At 74.1% G+C, this 23,260-nt stretch carries 19 protein-coding genes, 1 pseudogene and 2 riboswitches; of the genes and pseudogenes, 13 read left to right on the forward strand and 7 right to left on the reverse strand.

Annotated features, from left to right (window positions below):
- The first annotated feature begins 126 nt into the window (after nt 1–126).
- From QRT05_RS02650 to QRT05_RS02665, 4 genes are all read left to right on the forward strand, one after another.
- The gene (locus QRT05_RS02650) at nt 127–4,374 is read left to right on the forward strand and encodes an FtsK/SpoIIIE domain-containing protein (protein WP_289445015.1); all 4,248 of its coding nucleotides are present in this window, start codon (nt 127–129) and stop codon (nt 4,372–4,374) included.
- A gap of 92 nt (nt 4,375–4,466) precedes the next feature.
- Nucleotides 4,467–4,763 (forward strand): WXG100 family type VII secretion target, encoded by a 297-nt coding sequence (locus QRT05_RS02655; protein ID WP_289445016.1) that lies wholly within the window; start codon nt 4,467–4,469, stop codon nt 4,761–4,763.
- A 23-nt stretch (nt 4,764–4,786) separates the two neighbouring features.
- Complete coding sequence (locus QRT05_RS02660; protein WP_289445017.1) at nt 4,787–5,077, forward strand: hypothetical protein; 291 nt, start codon at nt 4,787–4,789, stop codon at nt 5,075–5,077.
- Nucleotides 5,074–6,534: a hypothetical protein gene (locus QRT05_RS02665; protein WP_289445018.1), complete on the forward strand. Its 1,461-nt coding sequence runs from the start codon at nt 5,074–5,076 to the stop codon at nt 6,532–6,534. The genes QRT05_RS02660 and QRT05_RS02665 overlap by 4 nt, the downstream gene beginning before the upstream one ends.
- Nucleotides 6,535–6,609: 75 nt before the next feature.
- Here QRT05_RS02665 and QRT05_RS15535 read toward each other — a convergent pair.
- Nucleotides 6,610–6,864 (reverse strand): annotated as a pseudogene (locus QRT05_RS15535) (pentapeptide repeat-containing protein); the annotation flags it as partial.
- On the opposite strand from QRT05_RS15535, the gene QRT05_RS02670 reads away from it, so the two are divergent.
- The 7 genes from QRT05_RS02670 (at nt 6,747) to QRT05_RS02700 (ending at nt 14,021) form a co-directional block, all read left to right on the forward strand.
- Nucleotides 6,747–7,358, forward strand: coding sequence for a hypothetical protein (locus QRT05_RS02670; RefSeq protein WP_289445020.1), 612 nt, complete (start codon nt 6,747–6,749; stop codon nt 7,356–7,358). The pseudogene QRT05_RS15535 and the gene QRT05_RS02670 overlap by 118 nt on opposite strands.
- On the forward strand, nt 7,355–7,972 hold the full coding sequence (locus QRT05_RS02675; RefSeq protein ID WP_289445022.1) for a hypothetical protein: 618 nt from the start codon (nt 7,355–7,357) through the stop codon (nt 7,970–7,972). The genes QRT05_RS02670 and QRT05_RS02675 overlap by 4 nt, the downstream gene beginning before the upstream one ends.
- Before the next feature lie 226 nt (nt 7,973–8,198).
- Nucleotides 8,199–8,293, forward strand: a riboswitch (glycine riboswitch).
- A 115-nt stretch (nt 8,294–8,408) separates the two neighbouring features.
- Nucleotides 8,409–11,405 (forward strand): aminomethyl-transferring glycine dehydrogenase, encoded by a 2,997-nt coding sequence (gene gcvP / locus QRT05_RS02680; RefSeq protein ID WP_407650283.1) that lies wholly within the window; start codon nt 8,409–8,411, stop codon nt 11,403–11,405.
- A gap of 26 nt (nt 11,406–11,431) precedes the next feature.
- Complete coding sequence (gcvT, locus tag QRT05_RS02685; RefSeq protein WP_289445024.1) at nt 11,432–12,556, forward strand: glycine cleavage system aminomethyltransferase GcvT; 1,125 nt, start codon at nt 11,432–11,434, stop codon at nt 12,554–12,556.
- A 63-nt stretch (nt 12,557–12,619) separates the two neighbouring features.
- The gene (gene gcvH, locus QRT05_RS02690) at nt 12,620–12,994 is read left to right on the forward strand and encodes a glycine cleavage system protein GcvH (protein WP_289445026.1); all 375 of its coding nucleotides are present in this window, start codon (nt 12,620–12,622) and stop codon (nt 12,992–12,994) included.
- A gap of 270 nt (nt 12,995–13,264) precedes the next feature.
- Nucleotides 13,265–13,501 (forward strand): LuxR C-terminal-related transcriptional regulator, encoded by a 237-nt coding sequence (locus QRT05_RS02695; protein WP_289445028.1) that lies wholly within the window; start codon nt 13,265–13,267, stop codon nt 13,499–13,501.
- A 76-nt stretch (nt 13,502–13,577) separates the two neighbouring features.
- Nucleotides 13,578–14,021 (forward strand): (deoxy)nucleoside triphosphate pyrophosphohydrolase, encoded by a 444-nt coding sequence (locus QRT05_RS02700; protein ID WP_289445030.1) that lies wholly within the window; start codon nt 13,578–13,580, stop codon nt 14,019–14,021.
- Here QRT05_RS02700 and QRT05_RS02705 read toward each other — a convergent pair.
- The 6 genes from QRT05_RS02705 to QRT05_RS02730 form a co-directional block, all read right to left on the reverse strand.
- Nucleotides 14,004–15,359, reverse strand: a complete 1,356-nt coding sequence (locus QRT05_RS02705; RefSeq protein WP_289445031.1) for an MFS transporter — start codon at nt 15,357–15,359, stop codon at nt 14,004–14,006. The genes QRT05_RS02700 and QRT05_RS02705 overlap by 18 nt on opposite strands.
- A gap of 76 nt (nt 15,360–15,435) precedes the next feature.
- Nucleotides 15,436–17,754 (reverse strand): 5-methyltetrahydropteroyltriglutamate--homocysteine S-methyltransferase, encoded by a 2,319-nt coding sequence (metE, locus tag QRT05_RS02710; protein WP_289445033.1) that lies wholly within the window; start codon nt 17,752–17,754, stop codon nt 15,436–15,438.
- 4 nt (nt 17,755–17,758) lie between these two features.
- Nucleotides 17,759–18,787, reverse strand: coding sequence for a methylenetetrahydrofolate reductase (locus tag QRT05_RS02715; protein ID WP_289445035.1), 1,029 nt, complete (start codon nt 18,785–18,787; stop codon nt 17,759–17,761).
- A gap of 46 nt (nt 18,788–18,833) precedes the next feature.
- Nucleotides 18,834–18,929: riboswitch (SAM riboswitch) on the reverse strand.
- A 276-nt stretch (nt 18,930–19,205) separates the two neighbouring features.
- The gene (locus QRT05_RS02720; RefSeq protein WP_289445037.1) at nt 19,206–19,418 is read right to left on the reverse strand and encodes a hypothetical protein; all 213 of its coding nucleotides are present in this window, start codon (nt 19,416–19,418) and stop codon (nt 19,206–19,208) included.
- 110 nt (nt 19,419–19,528) lie between these two features.
- On the reverse strand, nt 19,529–20,140 hold the full coding sequence (locus QRT05_RS02725) for a DNA-3-methyladenine glycosylase I (protein ID WP_289445039.1): 612 nt from the start codon (nt 20,138–20,140) through the stop codon (nt 19,529–19,531).
- A gap of 100 nt (nt 20,141–20,240) precedes the next feature.
- Nucleotides 20,241–21,470, reverse strand: a complete 1,230-nt coding sequence (locus QRT05_RS02730) for a TetR/AcrR family transcriptional regulator (protein ID WP_289445041.1) — start codon at nt 21,468–21,470, stop codon at nt 20,241–20,243.
- A gap of 79 nt (nt 21,471–21,549) precedes the next feature.
- On the opposite strand from QRT05_RS02730, the gene QRT05_RS02735 reads away from it, so the two are divergent.
- Together QRT05_RS02735 and QRT05_RS02740 are read left to right on the forward strand one after the other, a co-directional pair.
- Nucleotides 21,550–22,467 carry an ATP-binding cassette domain-containing protein gene (locus tag QRT05_RS02735; protein ID WP_289445043.1) on the forward strand — a complete coding sequence of 306 codons (918 nt, stop codon included), beginning with the start codon at nt 21,550–21,552 and terminating at the stop codon, nt 22,465–22,467.
- Nucleotides 22,464–23,255, forward strand: a complete 792-nt coding sequence (locus tag QRT05_RS02740; protein WP_289445045.1) for an ABC transporter permease — start codon at nt 22,464–22,466, stop codon at nt 23,253–23,255. Before QRT05_RS02735 ends, QRT05_RS02740 begins: the two co-directional genes overlap by 4 nt.
- Nucleotides 23,256–23,260: the final 5 nt, after the last annotated feature.

Here is a 23,260-nt window from a genome sequence, read left to right on the forward strand (position 1 = left end):
GCACCTGGGGACAACGCGGGACGCCTGCGCCCGAGGGTGGCTAGCGTCCCCGCCGACCGGCAGCGGCTCTGGCCGGGAGCGGAGGTACGGGCAGGAGGGGCACGGGTGCGGACCAGGATCACGCTGGTGCGAGGAGACGAGTCGCTCGACGTCGTCGTCGCGGCGGACGCGGACGCGACGGTGGGTGACGTCGCGGACGCGCTCGCGTCGGTGCCGGAGCAGGGCACGCTGACCCTGCACGTCCAGCACCCCGGCGACGAGCTCGCCGCCGTGCTGCCGCGCGCGGGCCTCGCGAGCGAGGTCGCGCTGCACGCGGGCTCGCTGGTCCGGCTCGTCGCCCCGGCGGACGACGACCGGGTGGCGGGCGCGCGCGTGCAGGTGGTCACGGGCCCGGTCGCGGGGCTCGACGTGCAGCTGCCGCGGGGCCTGGCGACGGTCGGACGGGGCGACGGCTGCGACGTGCTCCTCGACGACCCGATGGTCTCGCGGACGCACGCGCGGATCCACGTCGGCGCTCGCGTGGAGATCATCGACGCGGGCTCCTCGAACGGCGTCGTGGTGGACGGCGGACGGGTGGACCGCGCGGTGGTCGGGCCGTCGGACTACGTGCTGCTGGGCGACTCGGTGCTGCGCGTGACGCCGCTCGCCGCCGAGCCAGGGGACGGCGACGGCGCCGTCGTCGCCTTCAACCGCTCCCCGCGCCTGGTCCCGACGTTCAGCGAGCGGACGGTCGAGGCACCCACCCCGCCCGATCCGGCGCCGCCGGCCCGGCTGCCGCTGCTCGCGCTCGTCGCGCCGTTGCTGATCGGCGTCGTGCTGTTCGCGGTCATGCGCAGCGCCGTGACGCTCGTGTTCCTGGCCCTGAGCCCGCTGCTGGCGGTGGCGGCGTTCGCGGACCAGCGCCGCAGCGCCCGTCGCCGCGAGCGCGAGCACGGTGCCGAGTTCGCCGCCACCCTGGCGGCACTCGAGGAGGACCTCGCCGCCTCCGCGCGGGCGGAGCGAGCCGCCCGGCTCGCCGAGCACCCGTCCACGCAGGAGGCCGTCGCGGCCGCGCAGCAGCGCACGCCGTTGCTCTGGTCCCGGCGACCCGAGCACGCGGAGTTCCTGCACGTGCGCCTCGGTCTCGGGTGCGCGGCCTCGCGGACGACGGTGCGGTTGCCGGCGCGTGGACGCTCGGCGGTCGGGCACTGGCGCGCGCTGGCCGCGATGCGCGCCAGGCACGCAGACATCGACGAGGTGCCGATCACGGCCGACCTGCGGACCTGCGGGGCGATCGGTGTCGCGGGTCCGGGGTCCGAGGAAGTGGCGCGGGCGCTCGTCGCGCAGCTCGCCTGCCTCCACTCGCCCGCCGAGCTGGTGGTCGTCGCCGTCGCGGGGCCGGCGAGCCGGCACCGATGGGAGTGGCTCGCGTGGCTGCCGCACACCGAGTCGCCGCACAGCCCGCTCGTCGGCCCGCACCTCGCCGCCCACCCCACCGCGGCGACCGACCTCGTCACGCGGCTGGAGGGTCTGGTTGCCGGCAGGGACGAGGCCGTGCCCGCCGTTCTGCTGGTGGTGGAGGACGACGCGCAGGCCGACCGGGCACGCCTGGTCCGGCTCGCCGAGGTCGGTCCCGCGGTCGGCGTCCACGTGCTGTGGCGCGCGGCGAGCCCGGAACGCCTGCCCGCAGCGTGCCGCACGTTCGTCAGCTCGCGGCCCGACGGCTCGGCGGTCGTGAGCGACGTCGTGGCGCAAACCGCCACGACGGTGCGTCCGGAGCGGCTCGACGCTGCCCGGGACGTGGCGCGCAGGCTGGCCGCCGTCGTGGACGCCGGTGCGCCGGTGCTCGACGCGCACGACCTGCCGCGCAGCATCGGCTTCCTGGAGCTCGCCGGCCCGGAGATCGCGGACCGCACGCCCGCGGTGCTCGAGCGGTGGCGGGAGACGGGGTCGGTGCTGGCCGGAACGCCTCCGTCCGCGGGTCGCCGGCATGACGCGGGGTTGCGCGCGCTCGTCGGGCTCGGGTCGGCCGGTCAGCTCGTGCTCGACTTGCGCGCGCAGGGCCCGCACGCGCTCGTCGGCGGCACCACGGGCTCGGGCAAGAGCGAGTTCCTGCAGGCGTGGGTGCTGGGCATGGCCGCGGCGCACGGCCCGGATCGCGTGACCTTCCTGCTCGTCGACTACAAGGGCGGCGCCGCCTTCGCGGACTGCGTGCGACTGCCGCACTGTGTCGGCCTGGTCACGGACCTGTCGCCGCACCTCGTACGCCGCGCGCTGACCTCCCTGCGCGCGGAGCTGCGTCATCGCGAGCACCTGTTCCACCGCAAGGGCGTCAAGGACCTCCTCGACCTCGAGCGGGCGGGCGACCCGGAGGCGCCTCCGGCGCTGGTGATCGTGGTCGACGAGTTCGCGGCGCTCGCCACCGAGGTCCCCGAGTTCGTCGACGGCGTCGTCGACGTGGCCCAGCGCGGCCGGTCGCTGGGCCTGCACCTGATCCTGGCCACGCAACGCCCCGCGGGCGTCATCAAGGACAACCTCCGCGCGAACACCAACCTGCGCGTCGCGCTGCGGATGGCCGACGAGAACGACTCGATCGACGTGCTGGGCACCGCGCTCGCGGCGGGCTTCGACCCGGCCATCCCCGGGCGCGCCGCCGTGCGGACCGGCCCGGGTCGCGTGGCGATGTTCCAGTCCGCGTACGCGTCGGGCTCGTCAGCCGGGCCGCGCCGCCCGTCGGTCACCGTCGAGGGCTTCTCCTTCGGGGCCGGCGAACGGTGGGAGCACCCACCCGTCGAGCGGAGCGGGGAGACGGACGACGGGCCCACCGACCTGCAACGGGTCGTCCACGCGGTGCGCGGCGCGGCGGTCGGCATGCCAGCGCCGAGGCGGCCCTGGCTGCCCGAGCTGCCCGCATCGATCGACCTCAGCGCGCTCGAGGCTCCCGGGGACGGCTTCGTGCTCGGCCTCGCCGACCAGCCCGCCCGGCAGCGCCAGCCGGTGGCCGAGTGGCGGCCCGACGAGGACGGCTGCCTGGCTGTGTTCGGCACGGGCGGCTCGGGGAAGTCGACCCTGCTCCGGACGCTCGCCTGCGGTGCGGCCGCCGGGACCGTGCACGTCTACGCCATCGACTCCGGTGCGGGCGGGCTGGCCATGCTCGAGGCGCTGCCCCACGTCGGGGCAGTCGTGGACGGCGCCGACACCGAGCGCGTCGTCCGCCTCCTGCACCGGCTGCGGGACCTGCTGGACGAGCGGGGCGCGCGGTACGCGGCCGCGCACGCGGGAAACCTCGCCGAGTACCGGCGCCTCGCCGCGCGGCCGGACGAACCGCGCGTGCTGCTGCTGGTGGACGGGCTCGCGGCCTTCCGCGAGACGTACGAGGCGGACGTCGGCCGATCCGGTGCCTGGACGGCGCTGCAGCGGGTCGTCGCCGAAGGGCGTCCGCTCGGGATCCACGTGGTGCTGACGTGCGAGCGTCCGGGTGCGCTCCCCACCGCGCTCGCCGGGAGCGTGCAGCGCCGCCTGGTGCTGCGGCAGGCCGACGAGTCCGCCTACGGCCTCCTCGACGCGCCGAGGGACGTCCTCCACCCCGGGTCGCCGCCCGGTCGCGCCGTGCTCGCGGGCCAGGGCGCCGAGATCCAGATCGCCGTCCCCGGGGGAGCCAGCAGCCCGGCCGAGCAGGCGCGAGCGTTGGCTGCCGTCGCCGCCGCGATGCCCCCGCGCGAGCGACCCGAGCCCGTGCGACGGTTGCCGGCGCTCGTCTCCCTGGCCGACCTTCCGGCCACGGTGTCCGGGCGGCCCGCGCTAGGGATCGCCGACGACACGCTCGCGGCGCTCGGGTTCGAGCCGCGCGGCACGTTCATCCTGGCCGGCATGCCGGGCAGCGGCCGCACGACGGCGCTCCTCGCCCTGTGCGCCGCGCTCCGGCGCTGGCGGCCGGACCTGCCGAGGTACTACGTCGGGATCCGGCGCTCGCCCGTGCCCACGGCCGGCAGCTGGACGGACGTCGCCCTGGACCCGGACTCCGCCGCAGGTCTGGCTCGCACGGTGCTCGGGTCGTTCACGGACCGGCCCCTCCTGATCGTGGTCGAAGGCCTTGCCGACTTCCTGGGCGGACCGGCGGAGCAGCCCCTGACCGACCTGGTCCGCGCGGCGCGGGGCGGAGAGCAGCTGGTGCTGGCCGAGGCGGAGACCAGTGCGTGGTCCTCCTCGTGGCCGCTGGTCGCGGAGGCCCGCGCGGCCCGTCGGGGGCTCGTGCTGCAGCCCGACTACCTCGACGGCGACGCCCTCTTCCGGACCCCGTTCCCTCGCTCGGCCCGTTCCGAGTTCCCACCGGGGCGGGGCGTGTACGTGGAGCACGGACGGCTCCGCCGCGTGCAGGTCCCGGTCGCCGACTGAGCCTGTGGAAAACCGGGACGAAGCGGACTCGATCCCTCCTACGGTGCAGCCAGGCGGGCACCGTCTGCCGGCCCCACCACCTGGAGGAACACATGGCCAACCTCAACGTCTCCTACGGCGAGATGCGCGACGCGGCGACCCGGCTCAGCACGGGTCAGGAGGACATCACCACCACGCTCCACGAGCTCAAGGGATTCATCGAGGGCCTCGTCTCGTCCGGCTTCGTCACCGACCAGGCGTCGGTGGCGTTCGGCGAGGCGTACCGGAAGTTCTCGCACGGTGCCACGGAGCTGATCGGCGGCCTGTCGAGCCTCGGCGACTACCTGCGCAAGGCGTCCGACGCGCTCGAGGACACCGACAAGCAGCTCGCGGCAGCGCTGCGCGGCTGATCACGCGGACCAGGGGGAACGAGATGGGCGACGGGCTCGCGGTCGACACGGCCGGCCTGCGCGAGGCCGGGGCGGCGCTCCGCGCGGTCGCCGAGGAGTTCGACGCGGCGAACGCGCACAGCGAAGCGGTAGCCGACGCCGTCGGCGATGCGGACCTGGCGGCGGCGGTCCGCGACCTCGCCCACGGCTGGGACGACCGCCGCGCGGAGATGGTTCAGGACATCGCGTGGCTGGCGCGCGCGTGCGAGGCGATCGGCGAGGGCTTCGAGAACCTCGACCGGGCCTTCGCCGCCGCACTCCGGGGCGGGTCGTGACCACGTCCTGGTTCCCGCTCGACGGCGACCCCGTGGCGGTCCGACGTGCCTCGCAGCGGTACTCGGACGTCGCCGACACGATCGCCGTGGCCGCCCGGCGCCTGCGCGAGATCGCCGCGCGACGCCGGGACGTCGCGGAGTCGGTGGAGGCTGCGTCCCGCAAGGCGTCCGACGTCGCGGAGCGCATCGACCGCGCCCGCGGCCGCTACGCGAACGCGGGACGGGCGCTGGGTGCGTACGCCGTGCGGCTGGACGCAGCCCAGGGTGCAGCGAGCGCGGCGGTGCGCGCCGGCAGGTCGGCCGACGTCGACGCGCGCGACGCCGACGCACGGGCGGCGGCGGCTCGTGCCGCGCTCGAAGCGGCGCCACCCGACGAGGTCCCCGCTCGCACACGCGAGCTCGCCGCGGCCGCGGACGACCAGCAGGAGGCACGCCGCCGCGTCGAGGCTGCGCGCTCCGACCTCGAACGCGCAGCGGCCGCGCGGGACGCCGCCGCCCGGACCGCGGCCGAGCAGATCCGCGCGTCGCTGCACGACGGGCTCGGCGACGGCTGGTGGCAGGACTGGGGCAAGACGGTGCTGACCACGGTCGCTGCCGTGGCCGACGTCGTGGCGAACGTGTGCGGCATCCTCGCCCTGATCGGGTGCTGGGTGCCGGGCCTCGGGGAGCTGTTCGCGCTCGCCGCGTTCCTCGCGGCAGCGGTCAAGCTGGTGGCGGACATCGCGCTCGCCTCCGCGGACGACGACGTCACCTGGGGCGACGTGGTGTGGGACGCCGCGGGCCTCATTCCCGGCGGCGTGGGCAAGGGCGTCGGGACCATGGCCCGCACGACGACGAAGGTCGCTGCCGGCACCGCGCGGCGCGAGGCCGGACGCCTCGCGGCCCGCCCGCCGCATCTCCGGCCGCCCGGCGTCCCTCGCACCGGCAGCTCCCAGGACGTCCTGCGCGGGCTCGTCGGCGAACCGCCCGAGCTGCTGTCGCGGGCGGGTGCCATCGAGGCGATGACAGCGGCAAGCGGCCGCAAGGCGTTCCGAGACGCGTTCGATCCTCGGGTCGAGCTGCGGGCCATCCGCGACGGGCGCGAGATCCGGGGGTCGAAGACGCTGCGCGAGTGGTGGGCCGACAGCAAGGGTGCGACGTTCGCGGTCCGCATGCTCGGCGACCCGGAGCTGGCCAAGGACATCGAGGCCGTGCGGAGCATCTCTCCGACCCTCCTCGCGGTCTCGCCGGAGACGGCCGCCGCCGTCCGGGCTTCGCACACATGGCGGCGCACCGCGGCGGGCGCGTACGCGCTCACGTCCACCGACGCGGTGGTCGGCCCGCAGGACCTGGCGGACTGGGCCTTCGGCCCGGACGACTACGCGCCGGGTGCGCTCCACGCGCTGCAGAGCCTGGGGAACATCCACGGGGACGGCGACGCGCGGCGGGTGCTGCACCTCCCGGCGGTCGGCCCGTGACCGGCAACCAGGCGGTCCAAGGCGGCGCGCCGCGGGCTGGAGCGCCTGCCGGCACTGCGCCAGCCGGAAGCGTGCCTGCTGGAAGCGTGCCTGCTGGAAGCGTGCCTGCTGGAAGCGTGCCTGCTGGAAGCGTGCCTGCTGGAAGCGTGCCTGCTGGAAGCGTGCCTGCTGGAAGCGTGCCCGCCGAACACCTGCCTGCTTCCGGGGCTCCCGTGACGCTCCTCCTTCCGGCGTCGTGGTGGCTGGTCGACCCGACCTCGGACCGGGCGCGCGAACGCTCGATCGCCGCCCTGGTCGAGCAGCGACTCGGCGGCGACCACCGCGCAGCACTGCGCGCGGAGGCGCGCGCCGCGCTCGGCCAGCAGGCGCGCACCGCTGCCCGTGCGGGGGCCTTCCTGCTGGCGCTGTCGGTGATGCAGTGGCGCGACGTGCCGCTGCCGGCCGCGCTCGCCGGCTACCGCGTCCCGCGTGCGGGAGGCGACGAGCTGAGCGCCCTGGCGGACGAGCTCGCGCGAGGTCCGAACACTGCGGTGCTCGTCACGGCCGAGCGCGGTGCACTCCTGCGTCGCACAAGTGTCGGCGCGCCGCCCGGATCACCGGTGCCAGGGGCGCCCGTTTTCCGCGCCGACTACTGGCTCGACCTGCCGGGCGCTGCGGACATCGTGCTGCTCACGTTCGGCACCCCCATGGTCGACGCTGCCGCGGGCTTCCTCGACCTCTTCGACGCCATCGTCGACACCGTCGAGACGGTCGACACCGTGGATCCGGTCAAGGCCCCCAGCCCCACCCCTGCCCCTCCGCACGAGAAGGTTCCCCGCACATGACGAGAGAACGAGCGCCCTGGCTCGTGCCCTTCGCGACCGTCGGTGGCATGTTCGCCGCCTCCACCGCGCTCTGGATCGGCACCGCACCACGGGCCGAACGCGCGCAGACGTGCCTGCACGCGGCCATGTGGCTGGCGGGGCACGTGCTCCTCGTGGGATCGGTGATGCTCGGGCTCTCGCGCGGGCACGAGGGGCGGATCCGCCGCGTCCGCGCCCGTCGACCTGGGTGGGACGCTGTCGCCGCGTGGGCCGACCAGTCACTGCCGGGAGCAGTGGCCGCGGCGGGCGGTGAGCGTTCGGTACCACCGGGTCGCGTCGCCCCCCTGGTCCTGACCTGGTGCACCGGCGAGGTCGAGCTCTGGGACGGCGGACGGCGGCCCTCCCGCCTCCTCCGCGTCGGATGGGAGGCGGTGGCGGCCGTCCAGGTCGTCGACGCGCGCGTAGGAGACCTCGGCGCGCGCGGGCTGGCCATCGGCCTGCGGTCGGGCGTCACGCTCGTCGTGTGCCCGCGCGGCCGTCGAGGGGGCGGCCTCGCGCCGGCCGGCGACGAGGAGCTCGACATCCTGCTCGAGCACCTGCGCGCCCGAATCCCCGCCCGCCGATCGCGGGGCTGATCCCGACGCCGAGGGCGTCGCTGGCCGCGACGCAACCCGGACCTCGGTCCGACCACACCCGGCGCTGGCCACGACACGCTCCCGGCGTAACCCGGACCTCGGTCGCCCAACCCGGCGCTGGCCACGTCGCAGCCGGGCCCGGGTCCGTGGAGGCCCGCCACGTGGGCGGCGGTGCCGGTCGGCAGATCGGGCCGGTACCCTGGGCCGCACAACTGAACACGCTGCTCGAACCGCGGCGGGAGAGCTCCCGCACGTGTGGCGGGACGCCGAAGGAGCAACCCTCCCCGGGAAACTCTCAGGCCCCTGTACCGCCGCGGCGAGGCAACTCTGGAAAGCGGTCCGGCGACGGACCCACCGACGGTGCAAGCCGGCGCGCCCCGAGCCCGTCAGGGCGTGGCGGACCGGCAAAACTCTCAGGTCGTGTGCCCGCACACGGATGACAGAGCGGGGAGGCCCACCGTCCGTCCCGGCGTCAGCCGGGCGAGCCCCTGCGGAGCAGCACGTGACGAATCCTCAGTTCATCCCGCCCATCCACGCCGAGTCGGTGCCGGTGACCGCCGTCGAGCACACGCCCGCAGCCGCCGACTTCGCGGACCGCCACATCGGCCCCCGCGGGACCGAGACCGCCCGGATGCTCGCGACCGTGGGCTACGAGACCCTCGATGCGCTCATCGACGCGGCCGTCCCCGAGTCCATCCGCAGCGGGCGCCCGCTGGACCTGCCCTCGGCGCGCAGCGAGGTCGAGGTGCTGGCCGCGCTGCGGACCATCGCGAGCAAGAACCGTGTGCTCACGCAGATGATCGGCCAGGGGTACTCCGACACGATCACGCCCGCGGTGATCCGTCGCAACGTGCTCGAGTCGCCCGCCTGGTACACCGCGTACACGCCGTACCAGCCGGAGATCAGCCAGGGCCGCCTCGAGGCCCTGCTCAACTTCCAGACGATGGTCACCGACCTGACCGGCCTGGACATCGCGAACGCGTCGCTGCTCGACGAGGCCACCGCGGTCGCCGAGGCGGTGGCCCTCATGTGGCGCGGCCAGCGCAACAAGGCGGGCACGGTCGTGCTCGACGACCAGCTCTTCGGGCAGTCGCTGGCCGTGACGCTGGGGCGCGCCGAGGCCATCGGCCTGCCGGTGGTTGTCGCCGACCTGAGCCAGGGCCTGCCCGAGGTCGAGGGCGACCTCATCGGTGTCGTCGTCCAGCAGGTCGCCGCCTCGGGCGAGGTCCGCGACCTCGCACCCGTGATCGCCGCGGCGAAGGAGCGGGGCGCACTCGTCACCGTGGCCGCGGATCTGCTGGCCCTCACGCTCCTGACCAGCCCCGGCACGCTCGGTGCGGACGTGAGCGTCGGGTCCGCGCAGCGGTTCGGCGTCCCTCTGTTCGGCGGTGGCCCCCACGCAGCCTTCATGGCCGTGCGCACCGGCCTCGAGCGCATGCTTCCCGGCCGCCTGGTGGGGGTGTCGATCGACGCCGACGGTGCCGCCGCCTACCGCCTCGCGCTGCAGACGCGCGAGCAGCACATCCGCCGCGAGAAGGCGACGAGCAACATCTGCACCGCCCAGGCGCTGCTGGCGATCGTCGCCTCGATGTACGCCGTCTACCACGGCCCCGACGGCCTCCGGGCGATTGCGGAACGGGTGCACGGGCGCTCCGTCGCTCTGGCGGACCTGCTGCGGCGGTCGGGCGTCGCCGTGGTGCACGAGAGCTACTTCGACACGATCCGCGTGCACGTCCCTGGCAAGGCCGCCGACGTGGTCGCCGCGGGCGTCCGGCACGGTGTGAACTTCTGGGCGTCGGACGCCGACCATGTCCAGGTGTCCTTCGACGAGGTGACGGACCCCGGCCACGTGACGGAGGCCTTCCTGGCGTTCGTCGAGGCCGGGGTGACGAACGTCGAGCGGCCGGGGACCGGCGGTTTCTCCTGGGCGGACGGTGGCTCGGCGCTGCCCGAGCGGGCGCGCCGCACCGACGCCTACCTCACGCACCCCGTCTTCCACCTGCACCGCTCCGAGACCGCGATGCTGCGCTACCTGCGCAAGCTCTCGGACAAGGACCTCGCGCTGGACCGCACGATGATCCCGCTGGGCTCGTGCACCATGAAGCTCAACGCGACGGTCGAGATGGAGCCCATCTCCTGGCCGGAGTTCGCGAGCATCCACCCCTACGCCCCCGCCGACCAGACGCAGGGCTACGCCGAGCTCGTCACGCAGCTGCAGGACTGGCTCGCCGAGATCACGGGCTACGCGGCCGTCTCGGTCCAGCCCAACGGCGGGTCGCAGGGCGAGTTCGCCGGCCTGCTGGCGATCAAGGCCTTCCACGAGGCCAATGGCGAGGCGCGCGACATCTGCCTCATCCCGGCCAGCGCGCACGGCACCAACGCCGCCTCGGCCGCGCTCGCGGGCATGCGCGTGGTGGTGGTCGCCACGGCCGACGACGGCGAGATCCAGCTCGACGACCTGCGCGCCAAGCTCGAGCAGCACGGCCCGAGCGTCGCGGCGATCATGATCACGTACCCGTCCACGCACGGCGTCTACGAGGAGCACGTGCGCGAGGTGTGCGACCTCGTGCACCAGGCCGGCGGGCAGGTCTACATCGACGGCGCCAACCTCAACGCGCTCGTCGGCCTGGCGCGGCCCGGCGAGTTCGGCGGCGACGTGAGCCACCTGAACCTGCACAAGACGTTCTGCATCCCGCACGGCGGTGGCGGCCCGGGTGTCGGCCCCGTCGCGGTCGCGGCCCACCTGGCGCCCTACCTGCCGGGTGACCCGACGCCGGGTGCGACCACCAGGGTCGCGCCGGTCAGCGCCGCGCCGTGGGGATCGGCGGGCATCCTGCCGATCTCCTGGGCCTACGTCGCGCTCATGGGTCCTGACGGGCTGCGGACGGCCACCGAGACCGCGGTGCTGGCCGCTAACTACCTGGCTACGCGTCTGAACGAGCACTTCCCCGTGCTCTACACCGGCCCGGCCGGCCTCGTCGCGCACGAGTGCATCCTCGACATCCGCGAGATCACCAAGAGCACCGGTGTGACCGCGGAGGACGTCGCCAAGCGGCTCATGGACTACGGCTTCCACGCCCCCACGCTGAGCTTCCCGGTGGCGGGCACGCTGATGATCGAGCCCACCGAGTCCGAGGACCTGGGTGAGCTGGACCGGTTCGTCGACGCGCTGGTCGCGATCCGCAAGGAGATCGACGCGGTCGCCGACGGGACCTGGCCGCTGGAGGACTCCCCGCTCAGGGGTGCGCCGCACACCGCCGCGTCGGTATCGTCGGACGTCTGGCAGCACGCATACGGGCGCCAGACCGCCGCGTTCCCGGTCGCGAGCCTGCGGGCCGGGAAGTACTGGCCGCCCGTGCGCCGCATCGACGGTGCACGAGGCGACCGCAACCTCGTGTGCTCGTGCCCGCCGGTCGAGGCGTTCGCCGAATGATGACGAGCGCTGTGAAGGAGAATGCGATGTCCGACGACATCCTGTCGCCGCTGCACGACGAGCACGTGGCGCTGGGGGCCGCACTCACGAGCTTCGCCGGCTGGCAGATGCCGCTGCGCTACTCCTCGGACATCGCCGAGCACCAGGCGGTGCGCACCGCCGCCGGGCTGTTCGACCTCTCCCACATGGGTGAGCTCGAGGTCGCCGGCACCGACGCCGGCAGGGCGCTGGACCGTGCGCTCGTGGGCAACCTCTCGGCCCTCGAGCCGGGGCGCGCTCGCTACACGATGATCTGCGCGGAGGACGGGGGCGTGATCGACGACCTCGTCGTCTACCGCCTGAGCACCGACCGCTACCTGGTCGTCGCGAACGCGTCGAACGTCGCGGTGGTGCGCGAGGCGCTCGTCGAGCGCCTGGGTGAGGACGCGCTGCTCGTCGACAACTCGCTCGCGACCGCGCTGGTCGCCGTGCAGGGCCCGCTCGCCGAGAAGATCCTCACCGGCCTCACGCCGCAGGCCGAGGCGGTCGCCGCCCTGCGGTACTACGCGAGCGTGAACGCGACCGTCGCGGGCATCGACGCGCTCGTCGCCCGCACGGGGTACACCGGCGAGGACGGCTTCGAGCTGTTCGTCGCGGCCGAGCACGCACCCGCCCTGTGGGCCGCGCTGCTCGAGGCCGGCGAGCCGCACGGCCTGGTGCCCGCCGGTCTGTCCGCGCGCGACAGCCTGCGCCTCGAGGCGGGCATGCCGCTGTACGGCAACGAGCTGGACCGGACCACCACCCCGCACGACGCGGGCCTCGGCCGCGTGGTCAAGCTCGACAAGGTCGACGCCGACGGGCGGCCCGTGCCGTTCGTCGGGCGCGACGCCCTCGCGGCCCGCGCCGAAGCCGAGCCGGCACGTCAGCTCGTCGGGCTGCAGGGCCTCGGCCGACGGGCGGCCCGGCACGGCTATCCCGTGACCACGCCCGGTGGCGAGGTCATCGGAAAGGTGACGTCCGGCGCCCCGTCCCCGACGCTCGGCCACCCGGTCGCCATGGCCTACGTCACGCCCGAGCACGCGGCCGAGGGCACCGAGCTGCTCGTCGACGTGCGCGGCCGTGGAGAACAGGTGCGCGTGGTGGCACTTCCCTTCTACCGTCGTTCTCGCTAGCCAGAAGCACAGCCAGTCCCGAGCACAGCCAGCCCCGAGCACAGCCCCCAGAGAGAGACCGCCATGACCGCCGAGCTGCCCGCCCACCTCAAGTACACCGTCGAGCACGAGTGGCTCGACGACGCCGCTCCCGCCACGGTCGGCATCACGTCGGTGGCCGCGGACGCACTCGGCGACATCGTGTACCTGGAGCTGCCCGCGGTCGGCGAGACGCTCTCCGCGGGATCCGTGATCGGCGAGATCGAGTCCACCAAGTCGGTCTCGGAGCTCTTCTCGCCGGTGAGCGGGACCGTCGCGGAGGTCAACCAGGCCGCCGTCGACGACCCCTCGCTGGTCAACTCCGACCCGTTCGGCGCGGGCTGGCTCCTCAAGGTGGACGTCACCGAGACGGGCCCCGTCCTCACGGCCGACGAGTACGCGGCTCAGTCCGGGGGCTGACCGCGACCGGGCGGCACCTGCGCCCATCTGGGCGAATTGGTGTGGCCCATCCGAGTGAATCGGCGCGTGAAGTCGGGCTCCGTGTATCACCGGGCCCGGAGTCGGTTCATTGTTGACGGCAGAACACGACGCCGCGGTGGGGGCAGCGAGGCACGATCGAGACGGATCCGAAAAGTGGCGTCATAACGCGCTTCTCACCCGCTCTCATCCGGTACTCAGCCCATCGTGGACCCGGCCAGAAGCCGGGACACGCAAGAACCGGAGGACATCATGACCATCCTGGAGACGAGCCGGCAGGCCACCGAGGCCGCCACCGTTGCCCTGACCCGCCGCGAGCGTGTGGTGCTCGCCGAGCTCGGCGAGGATGTGACCCTCGAGGAGATTGCGACCCGCCTCTTCGTGACGCGCAACACCGTCAAGTCGCAGGTCCGCAGCGTCTACCGCAAGATCGGCGTGTCCACGCGCTCGGAGGCCGTGGCCTGGGCGATCGAGCACGGCATCCGCTGACCCCAGCAGGACGAGCAGCACCCACCTCGTACAGCCATCGCGGGTGCAGGGGCACCCTCCTGGCACACTCGCACGCATGACCGAACCCGTGCTCGTCGTTGCGGCCGCCATCGTGGACGACCTCGACGATCCCCGGGTTCTGCTGGCCGCCCGACGCTCCGTCCCGGCGTCGTTGGCAGGCCGTTGGGAGTTTCCCGGGGGCAAGGTGGAGGCCGGAGAGGATCCGATCGAGGCGGTGCACCGCGAGATCGGCGAGGAGCTCGGTGTGAGCCTCCGGCTCGGAGCAGAGGTCACGGGTCCAGAGAACGGCTCGTGGCGCCTCTCCAGCACCTACGTGATGCGCCTGTGGTTCGCGGAGCTGGCCTCCCCGGACCCGGAGCCGGCTCCCCTCGTCGCGCACGACGAACTGCGCTGGCTCGGACCAGGGCAGTGGCTCTCCGTGCCCTGGCTCGATGCCGACGTCCCGATCGTGGAGGCGATCAACCCCTGGCCGGCTCGGGCGTCAGCGCCCGGGCGATAGCCGACGCCGGGCCACGGCCACGACCGCGACGACGGCCAGGGCCGCAGCCGTGACGTACGCGAGCAGCACGGCCCGGTGCGGCGCGTGGCCGGCGGCCGCGAGCGAGTAGATCCCACCGCACAGGAGTGCCGACCACGCCGTACCCGCCGTCTCGGCGAAGGCGATCTGCGGACCGACCGCCGTGACGCGCTCGGGTGCGGTCACGTCGAACGGCGCCGCGCTGAGCAGCGGGTAGGCGAGCCCCATGCCGACCCCCGCGGTCACGGCAGCCCCGACGACGAGGGCGAGCGCGCCCGCCCCGCCGGCCCACGCCAGCGCGACCACGACGCCCGCCGCTCCCGCCAGCACCAGCGCGCTCCCGACGAGGGCCCGGTCCGGTCGCGCCGCCGGCCGGGGGCGCAGGCCCGCGAGCGACCAACCGAGCAGGCCACCGGTCAGGGCGGCGGACGCCCACCACAGCGGCTCCTCGAGCCCCTCGACGACCGCGAGCGAGAACAGCTCGTACATGCCGAAGAACGCCGCGCACGTCGCGCCGAACGCCAGCAGCGCTCGGACCGGTGCCCCGTCGCCACGGGAGCCACGCACGACGAACGCGACGAATCCTCCGGCGGCCGCGGCCAGTCCCACGACGAGGACGGTCGCGCCGAGCGTGCCGCCCTGACCCGAGCCCCACGCGCCGACGCCCAGGCCCGCGGCGACCAGCAGCCCCGTACCCAGCTGCGAGGGCTGCCTCCCGCGGTCCCACGGGATCGCCCCGACGTAGCGGCCCATGAGCACCCGCGCGCCCAGCACCAGCGCTGCCGGCCACGCGAACGCCCATCGCCAGCCGGCGCTCTCGACGATCGCGGCGTTGAGCACCGGCCCGACGACGGACGGCAGGATCCAGACGAAGGCGAACAGCCCGAACACCCGGGGCCGCTCCCGCTCGTCGTACAGCGCACCGAGCGCCGACGTGCCGAAGCCACCGAGCAGCCCGGCCGAGACCCCGCGCACGAGCGTGCCGGCGAGCACCCACCCCATGGTCGGCGCGGTGACAGCCAGCGCGACACCGACCACGTAGAGCGCGGTCGCGCCCAGCAGCACCGTCGCCGGCCGCACCCGGGCCAGGACGACGCCCGTGACGGAGAGCATGAGGACCGCGGCGATGCTCCCGGCGGCGAGTGTCGCACCGTACAGCGCCGCACCGTCGAGGTCGTCGGCGACCACGGGCAGCACCGTCGAGTAGGCGATGCCCTGCATCGCGGCGCCCAGCTCGGCGAGCAGCAGGGTCGCGAAGAACCGTCCCCGTCGGCCGGCGAAGAGCTCGAGGGCGCTACCGTGTCCACGAGCCCCTGCCATGGGCCGAGGCTAGCGGGCCCCGGACGACGAAGGCCCCGACCGCGCGTGGCGGGCCGGGGCCTTCGGACGGGGAGCGTCAGAGCGTGGCGCGCACGGTCCGGGTCGCGGCGAGGATCCGCTCGAGCGAGGGTGTGACCTCCTCGTAGCGACGGGTCTTGAGGCCGCAGTCCGGGTTGACCCACAGCTGGTCGACCGCGATGGCCTTGACGGCGTCGGACAGCAGCTCGGTGACCTCGGCCTCGGAGGGCACGCGGGGCGAGTGGATGTCGTACACGCCGGGACCGACCGCGCGCGGGTAGCCCGCGGCGGCGATGTCGCCGAGGATCTCCATCTTGGAGCGGGCGGCCTCGATGGAGGTGACGTCGGCGTCCAGGCCGTCGATCGCGCCCATGATCTGGCCGAACTCCGAGTAGCACAGGTGCGTGTGGATCTGGGTGTCCTCGCGCACGCCGGCCGTCGAGAGCCGGAACGAGCGGACCGACCAGTCGAGGTAGGCGGCGTGGTCCTCGGCGCGCAGGGGCAGCAGCTCGCGCAGCGCGGGCTCGTCCACCTGGATGATCGCGATCCCGGCGGCCTCGAGGTCTGCGATCTCGTCGCGCAGCGCCAGCCCCACCTGGTTGGCGGTGTCGCCCAGCGGCTGGTCGTCGCGGACGAACGACCAGGCCAGGATCGTCACCGGGCCGGTGAGCATGCCCTTCATGTGCTTCTTCGTCAGCGACTGCGCGTACTGCGCCCAGGCCACCGTGATGGGGGCCGGGCGGGACACGTCGCCCCACAGGATCGAGGGACGGGTGCAGCGCGAGCCGTACGACTGCACCCAGCCGTTCTCCGTGACCGCGAAGCCGTCGAGGTTCTCGGCGAAGTACTGCACCATGTCGTTGCGCTCGGGCTCGCCGTGCACCAGCACGTCAAGGCCGATGCGCTCCTGCAGCTCGACGACGCGGGCGATCTCCGCCTTCATCTCGTCCTCGTACTGCGCGGCGGTGAGCTCACCCTTGACGAAGGCGGCACGCGCCTTGCGGATCTCGGGCGTCTGCGGGAACGAGCCGATCGTCGTCGTGGGCAGCGGCGGGAGGTCGAGACGGTCCGCCTGAGCCTTCTTGCGCGTCTCGAAGTCGCCGCGGTTGAACGCGTCCTCGGTGAGCGCGGCGACGCGCTCACGCACTTCGGGGCGCACCACGCCGGGGGCGGTCTTGCGGCTGTTGACGGCGTCCGACGCCTCGAGCAGCTGCTCGTGGATGGCCTCACGGCCCTCCGTCAGGCCCTCCGCCAGCACGACGACCTCGCGGACCTTCTCGTCCGCGAAGGCGAGCCACGTCTTCAGCGTCGCGTCCAGGTTCGGCTCGTCCGCGGTGGTGTGCGGGACGTGGAACAGGCTCGTCGAGGTGCCCACCGTGACGGCCGCGGCCCCCAGGTTCTCGAGGCGCTCGAGGATCGCCAGCTTCGCGTCCAGGTCCGCACGCCAGATGTTGTGGCCGTCGATCACGCCGGCGACCAGAGTCTTGGTCTCCAGGCCGGGAACCGCCTCGGCGGGCACGTCGCCGCGCACCAGGTCGATGCCGATCGCCTCGACGTCCGTGGCCGCCAGCACGGGCAGCGCCGCACCGAGGTCGCCGTAGGGCGCTGCGACGAAGATGGCGGGGCGCGTCTCGGCGGCGGTCAGCGTGCCGTAGGCCTCGACGACGGCGGCCAGCAGGCGCTCGGCCGGGACCTCGATGGAGTCGGAGACCAGCGCGGGCTCCTCGAGCTGCACCCAGGTGGCGCCGGCGGCGGCCAGCTCGGAGAGCAGCTGGACGTAGACGGGCAGGATGTCCTGCAGGCGGTCGATGGGCGCGAAGTCCTCGGGCGAGCCCTCGGTCGCCTTCGCCAGGGCCAGGTAGGTCACGGGGCCGACGACGACGGGGCGCGTGACGACACCGTCGGCGAGGGCCTCGGCGAACTCGCGCACGGGGCGGTCGCTCGAGTAGCTGAACACCGTCTCCGGGCCGATCTCCGGCACCAGGTAGTGGTAGTTGGTGTCGAACCACTTGGTCATCTCGAGCGGCAGGTCGTCGCCCCGGCCGCGAGCCACGGTGGAGTAGCCCGCCAGGTCCAGGCCACCGTCGGTCACGAGGTCGGCGAAGCGCGCGGGGATCGCGCCCACGACGGCGGTCGCGTCGAGCACGTGGTCGTAGAACGAGAACGCGCTGGGGATCGCGGGCACGTCGGTGGGCAGGCCCAGACCGGCGAGGTGGGTGCGCGTGCGGCGGCGCAGGTCGGCAGCGGTGGCCTCGACCTCGTCGGCCGTCGTCTTGCCGGCCCAGAAGGCCTCGATGGCCTTCTTGAGCTCGCGACGCGGCCCGATGCGCGGGTAGCCGAGGACGGAGCCGGCCGGGAACTGGGGGACGTTGCTCATGGGATCAGCCTTCGGGGGTAGTCGGTGTTGCGTGCGTGGGTGCTGAGTCGGTGGCGCTGCGGGACGAGCCCGTCAGCTGCGCGCCCTCGAGCAGGTCGAGTGCGGCGTGGTGCTTGTTGAACGTGTAGAGGTGGACGCCCGGGGCGCCGCCGTCGAGGACGCCGTTGATCAGGTCCACCCCGGCGCGGATGCCGCGGCGGTGCCGGTCCAGGTCGTCGTCGGCGTTGCCCAGCAGATCGAGCAACGACGACGGCACCGGGACGCCCGAGAGCTCCTGCACGCGCAGCAGCCGGGCCGGGTCCGTGGCCGGGATGATGCCCGGGATGATCGGGATGACCACGCCCGCCTCGCGCGCCTCGGCGACGAGGCCCAGGTAGGCGTCGGCCTCGTAGAACACCTGCGTGATGGCGAAGTCGGCGCCCGCCTCCTGCTTCGCGAGCAGCGAGGCGACGTCCTGCGCGCGCGTGCCACCGGTCGCGGCGTTCCCGCGCGGGAAGGCGGCCACGGCGATCGACAAGGGGCGCACGCGGGCGCGGACCGCCTGCGAGGGGCTGGCGATGCAGCGCTGCGACTCGATCTCCCGCAGCAGCTCGACGAGCTCACCCGCGGTGTCCACGCCGTCGGGGTGCGGGCGCCAGTCGGGCTGACCCACCGGTGGGTCCCCGCGCAGCGCCAGGAACGAGCGCACGCCCTCGTCGAGGAACTCCTCGACGATCGTCGTGATCTCCGCGCGGCTGGTGCCCACGCACGTCAGGTGCGCGATCGGGTTGAGGGCCGTCTCACGCAGCAGCTGCGTCACGAGCGTCCGGCTCGTCTCGCGCGTCTTGCCCGAGGCGCCGTAGGTCACCGACACGAAGTCCGGTCGGACGTCCTCGATCGCGCGGATGGTCTCCCAGAGGCGCGGCGCGGCATGCGGGTTGCGCGGGGGGAACAGCTCGAACGAGACGGTCGGCCGGTCCACGGATGCCAGGGGGCGCCGCTCGGGCGCGGCGTGCGTGCCCGGGGTACGCGGTTCCACGGTCGCGGCGCTCACGCGGGCGACCGGAGGATGCTCAGACGCGAGGTCTGCGACATGGTTCACTCCATCGGTCCTGGCGGAAGCACCCACACCCTCGTCGCGAAGGGGGTTGCTGCGGCGTCAATGAGCCAGGTCTCTCGGCCGCTCTGGATGGTTGGCTGCAGAGTAGCCACGCTCTCGCATCGTGGGCAAGGTTTCCCACAGCGTGAGACGGTTTCGTTCGGCCATCGGCGAGCGGGCGTCGTCGGCGCGATCTGCGCGCCCGCGCGCTCGTCCGGCACGGGCCACGCTGCCACAGATCGGCGCGATGGTCACCGTGCACGGGGCGATCTGGGCGGCTGTCGCGGACTCCGCCCACGAGGGCTGTGCGGTCGTCAGGTCTGCTCTTGCCAGGCTGGCGCTCGTCCCGCCGGGCGGTCGTCGGGCGCGGTCGTCAGGCGCGGCGGCGTGGGGGCGCGAACGGCTCGGGACGCTGGCGCTGCGACGGGACGTCGAACCAGCCGCTCGACGGGCCGGCCGGGACGGACAGGAGGCCGTCCTGGACGGCGGCGAGCACCGACACATCGGGGGCCGTGGTGCCGACCAGCGCCTCGCGCGCGATGCGCACGGCGTCGTCGCCGGCGTCGTTGCGGTGCGGATCGGTCATGCGCGGCAGGCTAACCCGACACACCGACCGGACAGAACCCCCGCGGCAAACGTCACCCGAGGGGAGCAACGGCGCGTGCCCGACGGCGCGTCCTGGGGCTCCGTGAACGCTCAGCGTGCGCCGCGCGCGACCACGACGGGGCAGGTCGCCAGATGGTCGTCCACCACGCCGCAGGCCTGCATCGCGGCGTAAGCCGTCGTCGGGCCGATGAACCGGAACCCGAGCGACTTCAGCTCCTTGGCGAGCGCCTTCGACTCGGGCGTCGTCGCCGGGACGTCGGCCCAGGAGGTGGGGCGCTCGTGGCCCGAGCGGTCCGGCGCGTGGGACCAGAAGATCTCGTCGAGCGTGCGGCCGGACGCGTGCAGTGCCCGGAGGGCGTGTGCATTGGCGATCGCGGCGTCGATCTTGGCGCGGTTGCGCACGATCGACGCGTCCGCCATCAACCGGGCGACGTCGGCGTCACCGAACTCGGCGACGACCTCGGGATCGAACCCCGCGAAGGCGGCGCGGAAGGCCGGCCGCTTGCGCAGCACGGTGATCCACGCCAGCCCGGACTGGAACGCCTCGAGCGTGACGCGCTCGTACAGCGCGTTCTCGCCGTGCACCGCGACTCCCCACTCCTCGTCGTGGTACGTCTCGTACAGCGGGTTGCCCTCGCCGAAGCAGCGAACGGCGAGGAGGGCCGGCGCGGTGCCGGCGGCGTCGAGGGCGAGGTCCGTCATGCAGCGAGTGTGCCCCGTGGCGCCCACACCGCATCGCGCTCGGGGCGACGCGGTGGACCGGCGGGTCGACCGCCGGGGCTGTGGTCGCCCGGAGGGGGTCTCAGGCCCGCGCGATCATCGCCGCCACGCCGTCGAGGATCACGTGCGTGCCGAACGAGAGCCCCTCGGGCGCGGGGGCGGCGAACGCTCCGGCTCGTGCCGCCGCGACGAGTGCCGGATGCGTCCGCTCGTCGGCGAGCATGAGCACCAGCTCGTCGGGCGAGGGCGCTGCCTCGTCGGCGAGCGCCTGGCGCCGGTCGGCGATCGCCGTCGCCACCCGGGCCTCGTCGAGCATGTGCGCCGCGAGCGTGCCGACCACCCCGAGCCGGTCGGCCTCGGAGAGCGGCGTGCCGTCGAGCGCGGCCAGCATGGCCTCCATCCACGCGAGCCGGTTGGGCCCGAGCGCGTGCAGCACGGTCGTCGTGTGCGCGAGCCAGGGATGGGCCTGCACCACCGACCGCTGCTCCTCGAGCAGGAGCTCGAGGCGCGCGCGCCAGTCCCCCACCTCGGGCCCGACGCTCGGCGGCCGCCCACCGGCCTCGTCGGACATCAGGGCGAGCACCTCGTCCTTCGACGACACGTAGCGGTAGAGCGACATCGTGGTGAAACCGAGGGACTCGGCGAGCCGGGCCATCGAGACGGACCCGATGCCCTCGGTGTCGGCCAGGGCGATGGCGGCGTGGGCGATCTGCTCGACGGTCAGGCCGGGCCGTGGCCCGCGTCGGCTCGGGGTCGGAGTACGCCACAGCACGGCCAGGTCGCGCGGTAGCCCGGCGATGTCGGGCGTGGGGACGTCGCCCGCACGCTCCGCGCCGATCCTCGCCTTCTCCGCCTCCCGCGCGGCGCGCTGCTGCGCGAGCGCGGCCGCCCGCTCGGCCTTGGCCGCCTCACGCATCGCCCGGCCGGCCTCGCGTGCCGCGTCGCGCGCCGCACGCTCGCGCTCCTTGCGGACGTTCTCCTCGGCGCGCGTCCGCTCGCGCTCCCGGCGCTCGGCGTCGCGGCGGGCGGCCTCGGCGACCTTCGCGGCGTCCTCGGTGCGCCGCTGCTCCTCGCGTCGGGCCTGCTCGGCGTCCTTCGCGCGTGTGCGCTCCGCCTTCTCGGCGTCGCGGCGCATGCGCTCGGCCTCCTTCTGCGCGGCGCGCTCGTCGCGCTCGCGGTCGCGACGCAACGCCTCCGCCTCGCGGCGGGCGTCCTCCGCCTCGCGGCGGGCGTCCTCCGCCTCCCGCCGCGCCCCGTCCGCGTCGCGCTGGCCCTGCGCCTCGTCCTCGTGCCCGATCTCCCGCTCGCCCACGGCACCTCCTTGACGGCCGATCTTAATAGTGTGTATGACATACACACACAGTTTACGGCATACGCAGAAGGGGAATCCGATGACCGCTCCGATCATCGTCGCGAAGGGGCTGCGCAAGTCCTACGGCGGCGTCACCGTCCTGGACGGCCTCGACCTCGAGGTGGCGCGTGGCGAGGTGCTCGCTCTGCTCGGGCCCAACGGCGCGGGCAAGACGACCACCGTCCGCATCCTCGCCACGCTGCTGCGGCCCGACGCGGGGACCGTCACGGTCGCCGGCTACGACGTCGTGCGCAGCCCCGGCCACGTACGCGCCGCGCTCAGCCTCACCGGCCAGTACGCCGCCGTCGACGAGCTGCTCACCGGCGCGGAGAACCTGGCGCTGATGGCTCGCCTCGCGCACCTGCCCCGCGCCGAGCGCCGCACCCGTCCGGGGGCCCTGCTCGAGCTCTTCGACCTCACCGGTGCCGCCGGACGGCCCGTCAAGACGTACTCGGGCGGCATGCGTCGTCGCCTCGACCTCGCGGCGAGCCTGCTCAGCCGCCCGCAGGTGCTGGTCCTCGACGAGCCCACCACGGGCCTCGACCCACGCAGCCGCAACGACCTGTGGGCCGTGATCGGCGACGTCCAGCGCGCTGGCACCACGGTGCTGCTGACCACGCAGTACCTCGAGGAGGCCGACCGCCTCGCCGACCGGGTGGCCGTCATCGACCACGGCCGCGTCATCGCGAGCGGGACTGCGTCCGCCCTCAAGGCACAGGTGGGCGCCGCGCACGTCGAGCTGACGACGCCCGAGGGAATCGAGCGGATCGAGACCGACGGCTCGGTGGGCGACGTGCGCCGGATCCTCGCCGACGTCGAGCGTCGCGGCCTGGACGTGACCGCGTGGGAGGTCCGGCGACCCACGCTCGACGACGTCTTCCTCACCCTGACCGGCCGGCCGTCGGTACCCGCCGGCGCACCCGCCACCGAGACCCGAGAGCTCCAGGAGACACGATGACCACGCTCGACCTGACCCCCCGCACCGCCCAGTCGCCCACGGGCTCCCTCGGCGACACGGCCGCGCTCGTCGGCCGGTGCCTGCGCCGGTCCACCCGCCAGCTCGACACGCTTCTGCTGGCCGTGATGCTCCCGGTCATGCTGCTGCTGATGTTCGTCTACGTGTTCGGCGGGGCCCTCGACGCCGGCATGGAGTACATCGACTTCGTGGTCCCGGGCATCGTGCTGCTCACGGCGGGCTACGGCGCGGCGACCACCGCCGTGGACGTGGCGACCGACGTCACCGCGGGGATCATGGACCGGTTCCGCTCGATGCCTATCCGGGCCACGGGCGTCATGACCGGCCACGTGGTCGCGAGCATGGCGCGCAACGCCGTCTCGACGGCCCTCGTCGTCGGCATCGCGCTGCTGATCGGCTTCGACGCGCACGCCTCGCTCCTGGGGTGGGTCGCGGCGATCGGGCTCATCGCGCTGTACGTCGCCGCACTCACCTGGATCGCCGTGGCCATCGGCGTCGTGGCGTCGGGGCCCGAGGCCGCGAGCGGGTTCACGTTCGCCATCCTCTTCATCCCCTACGTCTCCAGCGCGTTCGTCCCGGTCGAGTCGATGCCCTCGGCGCTGGAGCACGTGGCGCACGGGAACCCGGTCACGCCCGTGGCCGACACCCTGCGTGCCCTGCTGCTGGGGACGCCCGCCGGGTCGTCCGCCGGCGCGGCCATCGCATGGTGCGTCGGGCTGCTGCTGGTCGGCTGGGTCGCCGCCGGCCTGCTGTTCCGACGTCAGCGCTGAGGGGG

The organism is Cellulomonas edaphi (assembly GCF_030362815.1).
Lineage (GTDB): Bacteria > Actinomycetota > Actinomycetes > Actinomycetales > Cellulomonadaceae > Cellulomonas > Cellulomonas edaphi.